Source organism: Arthrobacter sp. NPDC056886, assembly GCF_042788715.1.
In the GTDB taxonomy this organism is placed as follows: Bacteria; Actinomycetota; Actinomycetes; order Actinomycetales; family Micrococcaceae; genus Arthrobacter.
In genome coordinates this window covers 519,581-532,959 of record NZ_JBHUBT010000002.1, presented here as the reverse complement: position 1 = coordinate 532,959, position 13,379 = coordinate 519,581, and the positions used below count along the sequence as shown (strand labels likewise).

12 protein-coding genes are annotated in these 13,379 nt (G+C 67.0%); 8 read left to right on the top strand and 4 right to left on the bottom strand.

The window, feature by feature from the left end:
* Window position 1: 1 nt before the first annotated feature.
* Window positions 2–1,156 (top strand): cysteine desulfurase family protein, encoded by a 1,155-nt coding sequence (locus ACFRJ8_RS05540; RefSeq protein ID WP_377985142.1) that lies wholly within the window; start codon window positions 2–4, stop codon window positions 1,154–1,156.
* Between the two features lie 109 nt (window positions 1,157–1,265).
* Here ACFRJ8_RS05540 and ACFRJ8_RS05535 read toward each other — a convergent pair whose 3' ends face one another.
* Together ACFRJ8_RS05535 and ACFRJ8_RS05530 are read right to left on the bottom strand one after the other, a co-directional pair.
* Window positions 1,266–1,751 carry a GtrA family protein gene (locus tag ACFRJ8_RS05535; RefSeq protein ID WP_377985141.1) on the bottom strand — a complete coding sequence of 162 codons (486 nt, stop codon included), beginning with the start codon at window positions 1,749–1,751 and terminating at the stop codon, window positions 1,266–1,268.
* Window positions 1,752–1,755: 4 nt separating this feature from the next.
* Entirely contained in the window at window positions 1,756–2,430 is a 675-nt protein-coding gene (locus ACFRJ8_RS05530; RefSeq protein ID WP_377985140.1) for a DUF1684 domain-containing protein, read from the bottom strand.
* Window positions 2,431–2,555: 125 nt separating this feature from the next.
* Here ACFRJ8_RS05530 and ACFRJ8_RS05525 point away from each other — a divergent pair, with 125 nt between their 5' ends.
* From ACFRJ8_RS05525 to ACFRJ8_RS05515, 3 genes are all read left to right on the top strand, one after another.
* Window positions 2,556–4,034, top strand: coding sequence for a M20/M25/M40 family metallo-hydrolase (locus ACFRJ8_RS05525; protein WP_377985139.1), 1,479 nt, complete (start codon window positions 2,556–2,558; stop codon window positions 4,032–4,034).
* Between the two features lie 30 nt (window positions 4,035–4,064).
* The gene (locus tag ACFRJ8_RS05520; protein ID WP_377985138.1) at window positions 4,065–4,874 is read left to right on the top strand and encodes a hypothetical protein; all 810 of its coding nucleotides are present in this window, start codon (window positions 4,065–4,067) and stop codon (window positions 4,872–4,874) included.
* Window positions 4,875–4,960: 86 nt separating this feature from the next.
* Complete coding sequence (locus tag ACFRJ8_RS05515) at window positions 4,961–5,764, top strand: transglutaminase family protein (RefSeq protein ID WP_377985137.1); 804 nt, start codon at window positions 4,961–4,963, stop codon at window positions 5,762–5,764.
* Window positions 5,765–5,770: 6 nt separating this feature from the next.
* On the opposite strand, the gene ACFRJ8_RS05510 is transcribed toward ACFRJ8_RS05515, so the two are convergent.
* The gene (locus ACFRJ8_RS05510; RefSeq protein WP_377985192.1) at window positions 5,771–6,232 is read right to left on the bottom strand and encodes a MarR family winged helix-turn-helix transcriptional regulator; all 462 of its coding nucleotides are present in this window, start codon (window positions 6,230–6,232) and stop codon (window positions 5,771–5,773) included.
* Window positions 6,232–7,356 (bottom strand): LLM class flavin-dependent oxidoreductase, encoded by a 1,125-nt coding sequence (locus ACFRJ8_RS05505; RefSeq protein ID WP_377985136.1) that lies wholly within the window; start codon window positions 7,354–7,356, stop codon window positions 6,232–6,234. The genes ACFRJ8_RS05510 and ACFRJ8_RS05505 overlap by 1 nt, the downstream gene beginning before the upstream one ends.
* A 209-nt stretch (window positions 7,357–7,565) precedes the next feature.
* On the opposite strand from ACFRJ8_RS05505, the gene ACFRJ8_RS05500 reads away from it, so the two are divergent.
* The 4 genes from ACFRJ8_RS05500 to ACFRJ8_RS05485 all read left to right on the top strand — a co-directional run bounded on the left by ACFRJ8_RS05500 (window position 7,566) and on the right by ACFRJ8_RS05485 (window position 13,368).
* Window positions 7,566–9,020, top strand: coding sequence for an MFS transporter (locus ACFRJ8_RS05500; protein ID WP_377985135.1), 1,455 nt, complete (start codon window positions 7,566–7,568; stop codon window positions 9,018–9,020).
* A gap of 148 nt (window positions 9,021–9,168) precedes the next feature.
* Window positions 9,169–10,092, top strand: a complete 924-nt coding sequence (locus ACFRJ8_RS05495) for a M20/M25/M40 family metallo-hydrolase (RefSeq protein WP_377985134.1) — start codon at window positions 9,169–9,171, stop codon at window positions 10,090–10,092.
* 474 nt (window positions 10,093–10,566) lie between these two features.
* Entirely contained in the window at window positions 10,567–11,838 is a 1,272-nt protein-coding gene (ectB, locus tag ACFRJ8_RS05490) for a diaminobutyrate--2-oxoglutarate transaminase (protein WP_377985133.1), read from the top strand.
* A 78-nt stretch (window positions 11,839–11,916) separates the two neighbouring features.
* Entirely contained in the window at window positions 11,917–13,368 is a 1,452-nt protein-coding gene (locus ACFRJ8_RS05485) for an aspartate kinase (RefSeq protein WP_377985132.1), read from the top strand.
* Window positions 13,369–13,379: the final 11 nt, after the last annotated feature.

The following is a 13,379-nucleotide window of genomic DNA, read 5'->3' as shown; positions in this document are numbered from 1 at the left end:
CGTGATCTTCCTCGACGCCGCGGCCACCACCCCGGTCCGCCGCGAGGTGCTGGAGGCCATGTGGCCCTACCTCACGGGCGAGTTCGGGAACCCCTCGAGCCATCACTCCCTGGGTGAGGCCGCCGCCACGGCGCTCGCCGGGGCCCGGGCCGCAACCGCTAAGGCCCTGGGCTGCCGCCCCGGGGAAGTCGTCTTCACCTCAGGCGGCACGGAAGCGGACAACCTTGCCGTCAAGGGCATCGCCCTGGCCCGGCGCGCCGCCGACCCGAGCCTGGACCGGGTGGCGATCAGCGCCGTCGAACATCCCGCCGTGGAGGAATCCGCCAGATACCTCGAACGGGTCCACGGCTTCGCGGTTGACGTGATTCCCGTGGACCGCTTCGGGCAGGTGACGGAAGAGGCCCTTGCTGCGGTGCTGCAGCCCCGGACGGCCCTGGTCAGCATCATGTATGCCAACAACGAGGTCGGCACGGTTCAGCCCATCGCCCGGCTCGCGGCACTGGCCCGGGCCCACGCAGTCCCGTTCCACACCGACGCCGTCCAGGCCGCCGGCTGGCTGCCGCTGGACACCGGTGCACTGGGGGTGGACGCGCTGAGTATTTCCGGCCACAAGCTGGGCGCGCCCAAGGGCAGCGGTGCGCTGTTTGTGCGCGCACGGGTCCGGGTTGAACCGCTGGTCCACGGAGGCGGGCAGGAGCGCGGCCGCCGCTCGGGAACGGAAAACGTCGCCGGGGCCGTGGCGCTGGCGACGGCCCTGACACTGCCCCGGGAACCGGCCGGGGGCGTCACTGCCCTCCGCGACGGGTTCATTGACGCCGTGCTGGCCGGTGTTCCCGGCGCGCTGCTTACGGGCCACCCCACCGAGCGGCTGCCCTCGGTGGCCTCGTTCTGCTTCCCGGGCACCAGCGGCGAGTCCGTGCTGCTGGAACTCGAACGCCAGGGCATCATCTGCTCCAGCGGTTCCGCGTGTGCCGCGGGCTCGGATGCGCCCTCGCCCGTGCTGCTGGCCATGGGCATCGAGCCCGAGGTCGCCCAGACGGCGGTGCGGTTCAGCTTCGACTCGACCATTACGGCAGCGCAGCTGCAGGAGGCGGCGACCGCGGTCCGCACCGCCGTCGCCGGCGTCCGCTCCCTGGGCACCCCAACCGCCGGTTGAGCTGTCACTAGATGTCCTTAACCGGCACCAATAGCAGCATCAACTGATAGAGCAACCCGGGGTTGGGGCTCGGGGTGGGGCTCGGGGTGGGGCTCCAGGCGGGGTTGCGCTAGCGGTGGCGGGCGCGGCGGAAAATCCAGTGCCGCAGCATCGTGAACCGCACGGCAGTGGCGGCGAAGCCGGAGAGGGTGGTGGTCCACAGCTCCTCGGCCACGGTGGCATCCGGGTTGACCCAGTGCAGGACGGCCAGGCTGCCGCCGGTGATCAGCAGCGCGACGAGGATCACGATCAGGCCGTTGAGGTGGTCCCGTTTCATCCGGCGAGTTTCAGTGATCTTGAACGTCAGGCGCCGGTTGAGGGCGGTGTTCATGAACGATGTCAGGATCAGGGCCGCCGCGTTGGCGGGCTGGGCCCCGAGCCAGGGCCGGGAAAGGGCGTACAGGCCAAGAGACGTCAGGGTACAGACAACCCCGACGCCGGTGAACCGGATGAGCTGCCGGACCACGGGGTAGCGGAGGATTCCGCGGTGGCGGCGGGAGGTCTGCCCGCGGACGACGGCGGCGGCAGGAGCCTGCTGTTCGAGCTGGGACTCCATCCGCTCAGTACAGCTCGCCCACGGGGATTTCCACGGCCAGCCGGTTCGCTGGTCCGGCAAGAGGACATGCCCAAGCTTCGTTGTAGGCGCAGGAGGGGTTGTAGGCGAAATTGAAGTCCAGGATGAATTCGGCCTGGGGCCCGGAACCCCGCACGCCGTGGAAAGCCCCCTTGATGGTGTCCAGGAGGTAGCGTCCGGCGCCGTAACTGCCGCCGGGCTGGCCGGCGGTGGCGTCGCGGAACGGCACGAAGATGCCGCCGCCGTAGCCCTTGAGTTTCCAGACCGCGAGCTGTCCCATCTCGGGAAGGTCAAAGGTGCCCAGCCGCACAAACCGGACCAGTCCGTCAGTCCCGGTCTCCACGTTCATCTCCCGGCCGGCGCCCTCGAGGGTCAGCGGGACGTGGAAACGGTAGATCGGATCGTAGTCCGCCGTCTTCAGGCCGCCGAAGCTGGCCTTGGCCTCGGCCGTGAGCGCCGAGGCCGGGTGGGTGCCGAACATGCGGTCCCGTTCCTGGCGCCAGTACGAATGGGCCTCGGCCGGGCTGTCCGCGGCAATTTTCCGGGTGGCGGCATAGAGGGCAAAGGTCCGCAGCCGCCAGTCCGCGATATCGAGCGCCGACATGCCTGCCACGTCGCCCTCGTCCCCAAAGTGCGTTCCGTCAAAGTCATGTTCGGCCATGCCCCCAGCGTATCCGCTTTCGCGAGGCCGAAATTTGTACGCCGAAATTTGTGTCCTAGGCTCCGGGCCGGACCCGCGCGCCGAATAGCCGTTCCGGCGAGCCGTCCGGTCGTAGACTTTCGCCCATGCGCAACCCCCTGCAGAACGCGGCCCCCGGCACCACCAGCAAGAGCCCCGGGGACGCGCCGGGCAGCTCCGAGGGCACACCGGGCAGCGCCGGGCACGCGGCGGGCAGCGCCGGGCACGCGGCGGCGTCGCTGGCGGAGCTCGTGACGTACCGGACGGTGTCCCGCCGAACCGAAGGTTCTCTCCGAGCCGAGGTCCCGGCGGAGGCCGGCGTCGAGACAGGCCAGTTCGAGGCCTTCATCGCCGCCCTGCCCCGGCTGTATCCGGCGGTCCATGCCGCCTTGGAACTGGAGCGAGTGAACGGCCACGCCCTTTTGTACCGCTGGCCCGGCAGTGCTCTGGCGGAGGACCATGAGGCCGCACAGCGCGCGTCGGTGCTGATGGCGCACTACGACGTCGTCCCGGCGGCCGACCCCGGGCAGTGGACGCAGCCGCCGTTCTCCGGCCACAACGACGGCACCTTCCTGTGGGGCCGCGGGACACTCGATGACAAGGGCCAGCTCGTGGCCATCCTGGAGGCCGCGGAGAGCCTTCTCCGGGCCGGGTATCGGCCGGCACATGACCTTTACTTCTCCTTCGGCAACAACGAGGAGACGGCCGGCAACAGCGCGGCGGCTGCCGCGAAACTGCTGGCTGGCCGGGGCGTGAAGCCCTGGCTCGTGCTGGACGAGGGCGGCGCCGTGGCGGGCGGTGCCTTTCCGGGGGTGAGCCGGCCGGCCGCCGTCGTCGGCGTGGCCGAAAAGGGAATCCTGGACGTGGAGCTGCTGACCCGGGACCCGGGGGGACACGCCTCCACGCCGCCGCGGATGGGGGCGACGGCGCGGCTGGCCCGCGCCATCACCCGGATCGAACGCAGCCCGTTCCCGCAGTCGCTGCCGGAGGTGACCGCGGAGATGCTGCGCCGCTTCGGCCCGCACATGGCCCCGCTGCTTCGGGCCGTCTTCGCCAACGTGGCACTGCTCCGGGCACCGATCACCTGGCTCTTTGGCCGGCTCGGCAGTGAGACCAACGCTATGACCCGAACCACCGTGGCCATCACCACCCTCGAAGGCAGCTCCGGGGCCAACGTCCTCGCCGCCACGGCCAAGGCGAACGCCAACATCAGGGTGGCGGTGGGGGAGACCGTCGAGGGTACCGTGGCACACCTGCGGAAAATCATCCGCGACCCGAAAGTCGAACTGCGCATCGTGGAGGGCAACGACCCGTCCCCGGTCTCGCCGTCCTCCGGGGCCCAGTGGGAACTGCTGGCTGACTGCATCGGGCAGGTCTTTCCCGAAGCAATCATCACCCCGTACATCATGATGGGCGGCACGGACTCGCGCCGCTTCACCGGGATCTGCGGTGCCGTGTACCGGTTCGCGCCGTTCTTCATGGACGTCGGGGCCCGCGGCTCCATCCACGCCGTGGACGAGAAAATTTCCCTCGAGACGCTGGACCAAGGGGTCCGCTTCTACGAAACACTGATGCGGAAACTCTGAGTCATGCGGCGCCCCGGCTACGCTGGCATCATGACTGGGACGGCCCCACCCCGAGGACCAGGCACCGCCGGAATCCGGAGCGCTGTGTCGCGCGCCGGCGTGGCGCTCGCGGTCGCGGCGGCAGCCCTGACGGGCTGCGGCAGCGACGGCAAGGGGAGTCCGGTGTGGACAGCAGGCAGCAGCGCGACGGAGAGTACGACGTCGACGGCCCCCACCGCTCCGGCGTCGCCGGCCAGCGGTTCCGCCGCCCCGGGCTCGAGCGCGGCGGCCTGGAAAGTCTTTAGCGATCCGGCAAAGACCGTCAGCTTTGAAGTGCCGCAGGACTGGATTGTCCAGTCAGTTGCTCCCGACGCGGGTACGCTGCCGGGGGCGCTGAAGATCCTCGTCAAAGACGCCAAAGGCGCTTATCTGGCCACCTTGCAGACCGGCCTGCCCCCGCAGCCTGCGCCGGCCTGCCCGGGCGGCGCCGCACGGGACTACGTCGTGGTCAGCAGCGTGCCTGTTGACCTGCCGCACGCCGGCGGCGAGGGAACCATTGACCCGCACGTGGTGTTCCGGGTTATCCAGGGCTACAAGTACTTCGGCTCCTACGGCATCACCAACGTGGTGGGGGGCGCCGGCGGCAAGAGCTGCGCGTTGCAGAATGTGGTCCGTGGCCCGGCCGGCAAGGGGGACTATTCGTTTGGGGACCTGACAGTGCTGAAGACGTTGGCGCCGGACCGGAAGGTCGCCCCCGCAAAGGCGTTCGACACTCTCGACCAGGCTGCCAAGTACGTCAACGTGGGGTCCGAATTCGCCGACGTCCAGCGGATGCTAATGTCTCTGAAGATCAAAAACTAGTCCCGCCCACCCGCACATCCCCGGGCCGTTGACGGCGACTTCCCCGCACCCACCTCACATCCCACATCCCGGAGACATAGAGATACATGGAACGCGCCGTAGCCGCCCGCCTGGCCTTCAAGACCGCAGCCGAAACCAAGGTGGCCCTGGCCGTGGCCGTGGCCCGGAACGCCGGGTACGGCTCGATCCAGGAATCGCTCACGGTGACCGCGGGAGGCCAGGACGTGCCGCTGACCGAACTCTCGGACCATCACGGCGGGCGCTTCCACTACATGGAATTCGCCGAACCCACCGAAGTGCTCGTTGAGTACTCGGCCACCGTCACCGGCCTGGCCCGGCCCGAGGAGCCTGGGCTCATGGAACTGATCCGCTACGTCCGGCCCAGCCGCTACGCGGAGTCGGACCGGCTGCTGCCGACCGCCTATGCCGAATTCGGCGGGCTTCAGGGCGAAGAGCTGCTGCACGCGATCCGCAACTGGGTCTTCAGCGAACTGCGCTACGTCAGCGGATCCTCCCGGGGGACCGACGGCGCCGTCGAAACCCTGCTGCACCGCCGCGGCGTCTGCCGGGACTTTGCCCACCTGGCCATTGCCCTGCTGCGTTCCAAGAACGTCCCGGCCCGGCTGGCCGCCGTCTATGCCCCGGGCCTGACCCCGATGGACTTCCACGCCGTGGCCGAAGCGCACATCAACGGCGCCTGGCACGTCATCGATCCGACGGGGCTGGCGCCGCGGGAGAGCATGCTGCGGATCACTGCCGGGCGGGATTCCTCGGACACAGCCTTCCTGTCCACCGTGGGCGGCAGCCTGTCCCTGAAGGAACTCAGCGTCACCGCCGTCGTCGATGAGCTGCCGCTGGAAGACCCGGCGAAGCTCGTCGCTATTCAGTAGGCAGGCCTAGCGCACGGCGACAGAGGCGCGGAGCTTCTCGGTCAGCCGCAGCAGCTCCTGCTGTTCGGCGGCGGAGAGGGCCGGGCCCACGAGCGCGGCGATGTCGCGCACGTGTTCCCGGCCGATCTGCTTCTGCAGGTCCCGTCCGTCATCGGTTAGCCGGATGAGGATCCCGCGGCCGTCGTCGGGGGCCGGTGTCCGTTCGAGGAGCCCGCGCTTCTCAAGCCGCTCCACCAGCCGGCTGAGGCTGGACTGGCTCAGCAGGACGTTGTCGTTGAGCTCGTTCAGGCGCAGCCACCCGGAGGGGCAGCGCGAGAGCGTGAACAGGACGTCGTACTCGTTGAGCGCCAGGGCTTTGAATGCCGGCGCCGCCTGCAGCTTGCGCATCACCGCCACTTGGGCCCGGAACAGGGATTCCCAGGTTTCCGCGGCCAGGCGTACCGGCGATTCTGTGCTCTTGGCCGGCATCATGAGCCCTTGGTGGTGGTCTCTGCCGCGGTGGTGTCGACGGTGCCCGCTGAAAGTGCGGTAGCCACCCGGCCGGCGTGCGTCGGCGGTTCGGGGACATGTGCGGGCTTGAGTGCGGCATATTCCTTGCGCAGCACCGGCAGCACCTCTTCGCCGAAGAGATCCAGCTGTTCCAGGACGGTCTTCAGCGGCAGGCCGGCGTGGTCGATCAGGAAAAGCTGGCGCTGGTAGTCGCCGAAGTACTCCCGGAACGTCAGGGTTTTTTCGATCACTTCCTGCGGGCTGCCGACTGTCAGCGGGGTCTGGGAGGTGAAGTCCTCCAGCGACGGGCCGTGGCCGTACACCGGGGCGTTGTCGAAGTAGGGGCGGAACTCCTTGACCGCATCCTGGGAATTCTTCCGCATGAAGAACTGGCCGCCGAGGCCCACAATGGCCTGGTCCGCCTTGCCGTGGCCGTAGTGCTCGTAGCGTTCGCGGTAGAGGCCGATCAGCTGCTGGTAGTGCTCCTTGGGCCAGAAGATGTTGTTGGCGAAGAAACCGTCACCGTAGTAGGCCGCCACTTCGGCGATCTGCGGCGTGCGGATCGAGCCGTGCCACACGAAGGGGGCGACGCCGTCGAGCGGGCGGGGGGTGGAGGTGAAATTCTGCAGCGGGGTGCGGTGCTTGCCGGACCAGTTGACGGTGTCCTCGTCCCAGAGGCGGCGCAGCAGGGAGTAGTTCTCGATCGCGAGTTCGATCCCGTCCTGGATGTTCTTGCCGAACCAGGGGTAGACGGGGGCGGTGTTGCCCCGGCCCAGGACCAGGTCCACGCGTCCGTCTGCGAGGTGCTGGAGCATCGCGAAGTCCTCGGCGATCTTCACCGGGTCATTGGTGGTGATCAGCGTGGTGGCCGTGGACAGGATGATGTGCTCGGTCTGGGCCGCGATGTACGCGAGCGTGGTGGTGGGGGAGGAAGAGAAGAACGGCCGGTTATGGTGCTCGCCCAGGGCGTAGACATCCATGCCGATCTCTTCGACCTTCTTGGCGATCGCTACGGACGCCTTGATGCGCTCGTGCTCCGTCGGGGTGCGGCCCGTGGTGGGGTCGGTGGTGATGTCGCTGACGCTGAATACGCCGATCTGCATGATGTGCCTTTCCGTGGCCGGGGTGATCCGGAATCTGTTTCTACTATAGCCGATTTACATGCATTTGCATCTATCGACGGGTATAACGCCCGACGCGGACGAATATTCCCGCACCGTTCCGGCCGGGTTTCCCGCGTGCGGGGGAGCGCGGGCCTAGGATGCAATCAATCGGCCGGCCATGAGGTGCCTGCCCGCCCGGAAGGCCCCCTTTGCGACGTGTCGTAGCTTTTCTGTGTCTGGTAGAGCTCACCAGCGGAATCCTGCAGGGCTACTACACGCCCATCCTCACCGATATCGCCCGGCACCTGGGGATCCACGACGCCGACGTCAACTGGTTCGAGGCCGCGCAGCTCATGGTCAGTGCCCTTGCCGTGCCGGTGCTGGCCAAGCTCGGGGACATGTATGGCCACCGGAAAATCCTGCTGGCCTCCACCCTGGTCACCGCCGCAGCCTCCTGGGGCGTCGCGCTCGCCCCGGACTTCTGGACCTTCCTGGCCGCGTGGTCGTTCCAGGGCTTCTACGTCGTCTGGCTGCCGCTGGAAATTGCGCTGATCTTCAGCCGTGTCCATCAGCTGCCCGACGGCGCCGCCCGCACCCGGCGGGCGGCCGGTGTCCTGGTAGGGGCACTGGAGGCCGGTGTCATCGCCGGAGCGCTCGCGGCCGGCGCGCTCGTGGAAGTGTTCGCCGGGCAGCTGCAGCTGGTGCTCCTGGTTCCGGCGGTGGCCGTGTCCGCGTGCTGGTTCGCTATCCGATTCGGCGTGCCGGAGTCACGTGAGCGCAGCGGGGGACGCATGGACACCCGCGGCTTCACGCTGCTCGCCGTCGGACTGCTGCTCATCACCTCGGGGCTGACGTTCATGCGCCTCAACGGAGCCGGCGCGTGGTGGCCGTGGGCGCTGGTGGGGGCCGGGATCCTGGTGTTCATCCCGTTCGCTCGGTTCGAGCTGCGCGTGGCAGATCCGCTCGTGGACATCAGGATGCTGCGCGGCAAGTCCATGTGGCCGGTCCAGCTGACCGCCGGACTCTTTGGCGTCTCGGTTCTGGGCGCCCAGGCTCCGCTGTCCACCTTCGCCCGGACGGACCCCGCGCTGCACGGCTACGGTCTGGGCCTGCGCGCCGGGCAGGTGTCCATCATCATCGGCGTCTACGTGCTCGCGCTGCTCGTCGGCGCCCTGCTGTACCCGGTGGTGACCCGCCGTCTCACCCCGCGTTGGACGCTCGTGGGCGCCGCTGCGCTCGTGGGCCTGGGTTACCTGCTGTTCCTGCCCTTCCATGACAGCCTCGCCGAGGCGCTCGCCAACATGGCGATCGCCGGCGTCGGCTCCGGGGCCCTCGTCGCGGCGCTGCCTTCGGCGGCCGCTGCGGCGGCGCCCCTTGACCGCACCGCGATGGCCACGGGCCTGACCAACGCCACCAAGACCATCGGCGGGGCCTTCGCGTCCGCGGTCTTCGGCATCGCCCTGCTGAGCCACGTCCTGGCCGACGCCGGGGCCGGCGCGGGGGACGCCGGGCAGACCGCGGCGCCGCTCGCCGGCTACCTCACGGTATGGACCATTTGCGGGGTTACTGGGCTTGCCGCGGCCGCCGCCCTGGTGCTGGTGCCCCGGCTGGCCTTCTCCGACCCCGCCGCCGCCGTCCCACGCCTCCCGGCCGGCTCGCACTAGCCGGACCCTTCCTCCTCGACTACTGACGAAGTATGTTCATACCGTGACGGGTACACGAGGGCTCAGACGGGGAAGAGCGGCGGCTGCGGCCGTCTTGGTGGCGATCAGTCTCCTGCTTTCGGGATGTACTGCGTCGCGGTTGGATCCGGTGAGCACCGTGGACGCACGCACCGTGCTGGAGGATTTCAAGGCGCGGGACACGGTGGCGCACATGCAGGCGCTGCAGCGCATTGCCGACGCCAATGACGGAAACCGCGCTTCGGGCACCTCCGGATATGAGGAATCTGGCCGCTACGTCGAGGAGCAGCTGCGCGCGGCCGGGTATGCACCGGTGCGGCAGACCTTCACGTTCAGGGGGGACGGCCGGGGCAAGGCGCGGGTGGAGTCCTTCAACATCCTCGCCGACACCGGCGGCGACGCCGGGCACACCGTGGTGGTGGGCGCGCACCTGGACTCCGTGAAGGAAGGCCCGGGCATCAACGACAACGCCAGCGGGGTTGCGGCCGTCCTGGAGACCGCGCGGTGGATGAAGGAGGCCGGGATCACCCCGGCCAACCGGGTCCGGTTCGCGTTCTGGGGCGGGGAAGAGGACGGGCTGTACGGGTCCCAGCACTACGTCGACGAACTCAGCCAGGCCGAGATCGGCCAGACCGCGGCGAACCTGAACGTGGACATGGCAGCCTCGCCCAACGGCGTGCGGTCCGTGCATGACGGGGACGGATCCGATTTCGGCCACGCGGGCCCGGCCGGGTCCAAGGCGATCGAGGACATCCTGTTCCGTTACTTCCAGGAGAACGCGCTGCCCGCCGAGACCACGCCCTTTGACGGCGGCTCCGACTACGATGCCTTCCTCTCGGCCGGCATTCCCGGCGGCGGGCTGTTCACCGGCGATGTGGAAAGGAAGACCCAGGTCCAGGCGCAGTCCTATGGCGGGGCGGCCGGCAAGGTCCTCGATCCCTGCTACCACCAGGCATGCGACACCATCGCCAACACCAACCCGGAACTGCTCCAGGAAATGTCGGGCGCCCTGGCCTACGCCACCGTGGCCTACGCGATGGCCAAGGCCGGCTAAACGACTGCTCCCGCCCGGCTCATTCGCCGTCCTGTCAGCCGTCGTCGACCGTCCGCTTCGCCGTCTCCGGGCGTCTGCGGGCCGGGCCGTTAGGCCCTCGGCGTCCACGTCCAACGGGTGCCCCGGCGCCGGCGCTTTTTTCCAAGTAGCCATGCGCCGCTAGAGGCGTTGGACCTTCGCTGATTCGGGTAGTTAATCAGCCATTTCAGAGGAAAAAACAGGTACCCGCTACTCAGGTGCTGTGAGATTGCTGAGTTTACGATAAGAAACGAATAAGCAGTCGGGCAGCGCAGATGATCTGCCCAGTTCACGGATAGGCAACCTCAATACGTGAATAAAATACGGGCCCGTTAACCAACGGTCAGTGCGCCACAGATGCTGCGCTGTCTCCTTTCCGTGCCCGTCATCTAGAAAGCCTGAGCTGTGTTTACGCTCAGGAAACTTCGCTAGTTGGGAAGTACGGGGGATAGACAGATGGATATCTTCGAAAGTTTGGAGTCTGAGGTTCGCAGCTACTGCCGCAGCTGGGACACCGTGTTTGATCGTGCGGCCGGCAGCAGCCTCTACAGCGAAGACGGCAGAGAATATCTGGATTTCTTCTCCGGCGCCGGGGCGCTGAACTACGGGCACAACAACCCGGTCCTGCTGCGGCCGCTGGTGGACTACCTCCTCTCGGGCTCAATCATCCATTCGCTCGATATGAAGACGCCCGCCAAGCGGCGCTTCCTGGAAACGTTCCGGGAGTTGATCCTCAAACCGCGGAATTTGGACTACAAAGTCATGTTCCCCGGTCCGACGGGAACAAACTCCGTGGAGGCGGCCCTGAAGCTCGCCCGCAAAGTGACCGGCAGGCAGCATGTCGTGAGCTTCACCAATGCATTTCACGGGATGACCCTGGGATCACTGGCAGTTACGGGCAATTCAATGAAACGGCAAGGAGCCGGCGTTCCGCTGACGAACACCTCCAGCATGCCCTATGACGGCTTTTTCAACGGTCAGGTACCGGACTTTCTGTGGCTCCAGCAGGCCTTGGAGGACAGGGGCTCAGGACTCGACAAGCCCGCTGCGGTGATCGTGGAAACTGTCCAGGGCGAGGGTGGGCTCAGGGCCGCTCGGGCGTCCTGGCTACGGGGCCTTGCGGCGCTCTGCCGCCAACACGACATCCTGCTCATCGTGGATGACGTTCAGGCCGGATGCGGACGTACCGGTACATTTTTCAGTTTTGAGGAGGCGGGCATCACCCCTGATATCGTCTGCCTGTCGAAATCCATCTCGGGCTTTGGACTGCCGTTGTCACTGACCCTGTTCAAACCCGAGTTGGACATTTGGAAGCCCGGCGAGCACAACGGAACATTCCGGGGGCACAACCCGGCGTTCGTCACCGGCGCGGCTGCCCTGGAACACTACTGGCAGGATGGCCGATTCCAGTCGAAGGTCGCAGGGCTCGTTTCGCAGCTGCACGAGGGGCTTACACAGATCGCAGCTGGCGTGGAAGGCGCCACGGTCCGTGGCCGGGGATTGCTCGCCGGTGTCTACTACCCCGACTCTCAGACGGCAGGAAAGATTGCGGCTGAATCGTTTGCCCGGGGCCTGCTGGTGGAAACTTCCGGCCCGGAGGGTGAGGTACTCAAGACGATGCCCGCGCTGACCATCAGCCCCGAAGATCTGCAGAAGGGACTCGATATTCTCGCTGCAGCCGCAGTGACAGTCACCGGAGAGCCGGTCGCCCTGGGATCAACAATTTGAGGATCCGTACAGAGGGCAGAGACGGCTCACAGGGGCCAGTACCGCTTGCAAGAATCGAAGTAGATTTCGGGGAGAGAAATGGGTACCCGCAAGGAAACAGATCTTAACGACAGTGATCTAGCGGAAACCGACCGGGCGGTTCGCCCGGGGAGTGTCATCGTACAAAAATTTGGTGGTTCATCCCTGGCGGACGCCGCGGGTATTCTCCGGGCAGCCGAGCGGATAGCCAAAACGCGGACCAACGGCTACCGGGTCGTAGCAGTGGTGTCCGCCATGGGGGATACCACCGATGAACTATGCGACCTTGCTGCGGAAGTTTCCCCTCGGCCGCTCGCTGTGGACCTTGACGCCCTACTGAGCATCGGCGAACTTGTGTCCTCGGCACTGTTGGCGATCGCACTGGCGGATCTTGGCCAGCTGCCCCGCACCTTTACCGGCAGCGCAGCCGGCCTCATTACCGACAGCATCCACGGCAAGGCACACATTACTGATGTCAGGCCGGACCGTGTCCGCAATAGTTTGAACCGCGGTGAAGTGCCTATCGTGGCAGGATTCCAGGGCCGGACGCAGAAGCGGAACAGGGTCACCACCCTCGGTCGCGGCGGCTCGGATCTCACCGCGGTCGCGCTGGCCGCATCACTCGGGGCCGATATTTGCGAAATCTACACGGACGTCGACGGCGTCTACACCGCGGACCCGCGGGTTGTCCCGACAGCGCGAAAGATCGAGGTTCTCTCGAGCGAGGAAATGCTTGAGTTCGCGGCCTCCGGGTGCAAGGTGCTGCATCTACGGTGCGTTGAGTACGCCCGCCGGTTCGGTCTTCCGATCCATGTGAGGTCGTCATTCGTGCCCGAGGCTGGGACGTTGATTCTGCCCGGCCTGGACCGTCATCCAGTCCTCCAGCCCGCGAGGGAGCAGCCAGAGGTGACCGGAGTGGCAGGGGTCAACTCGGCTTCGAAAATCACTGTTGTTGGAATTCCTGACCAGCCGGACAGCATGGCGCGCATCTTGCACGTCCTCTCGCGTTCGGGAGCGCACGTCCAGGCGATTGTCCAGAACACGGCCGGCCCGGACTCCAAGCGTTCCGACGTTGCCCTGATCGTGCCGGCCGCCCATGCGGGCACCGCCCTGGCGGTGCTGGATGCTGAAAAGGGAACAATTGGTTTTCAGGGTTTGCAGCACGACAGCGAGGTGGGCAGGGTGTCCATCACCGGGCTGGGTATGCGCTCTTCCCCCGAAATCTTCTGCACCTTCCTCAAGGCCCTGTCGGACGCCAACGTGGACCTCGATCTCTTCGACATATCCGAGACCTCCGTGGGTGCAGTCACGCCAGCCCACCGGCTCGCGGACGCCGAACGGGCTGTCCGACGGGCATTCGGCATGGCCCCGGCGGGCGAGGACGCGATGGTGGGTCATGGGGAGCCCCTCATGCCCACTGTTGGCCCCCCGGTCGAGACGTGGGTTTCGATTTCTGACCAGGATATGACCCCTGTCCCGCAAGACGACAGAACTGTGGCACGTCACTTCTAGCGAAGGAGCTA

What these genes read in the sequence shown, in the direction of transcription:
- ACFRJ8_RS05535 (WP_377985141.1), bottom strand. Translation starts at nt 1,751, where the DNA reads ATGGAGTCCCAGCTCGAACAGCAGGCTCCTGCCGCCGCCGTCGTCCGC.
- ACFRJ8_RS05530 (WP_377985140.1), bottom strand. Translation starts at nt 2,430, where the DNA reads ATGGCCGAACATGACTTTGACGGAACGCACTTTGGGGACGAGGGCGAC.
- ACFRJ8_RS05525 (WP_377985139.1), top strand. Translation starts at nt 2,556, where the DNA reads ATGCGCAACCCCCTGCAGAACGCGGCCCCCGGCACCACCAGCAAGAGC.
- ACFRJ8_RS05520 (WP_377985138.1), top strand. Translation starts at nt 4,065, where the DNA reads ATGACTGGGACGGCCCCACCCCGAGGACCAGGCACCGCCGGAATCCGG.
- ACFRJ8_RS05515 (WP_377985137.1), top strand. Translation starts at nt 4,961, where the DNA reads ATGGAACGCGCCGTAGCCGCCCGCCTGGCCTTCAAGACCGCAGCCGAA.
- ACFRJ8_RS05510 (WP_377985192.1), bottom strand. Translation starts at nt 6,232, where the DNA reads ATGCCGGCCAAGAGCACAGAATCGCCGGTACGCCTGGCCGCGGAAACC.
- ACFRJ8_RS05505 (WP_377985136.1), bottom strand. Translation starts at nt 7,356, where the DNA reads ATGCAGATCGGCGTATTCAGCGTCAGCGACATCACCACCGACCCCACC.
- ectB (WP_377985133.1), top strand. Translation starts at nt 10,567, where the DNA reads ATGGATATCTTCGAAAGTTTGGAGTCTGAGGTTCGCAGCTACTGCCGC.
- ACFRJ8_RS05485 (WP_377985132.1), top strand. Translation starts at nt 11,917, where the DNA reads ATGGGTACCCGCAAGGAAACAGATCTTAACGACAGTGATCTAGCGGAA.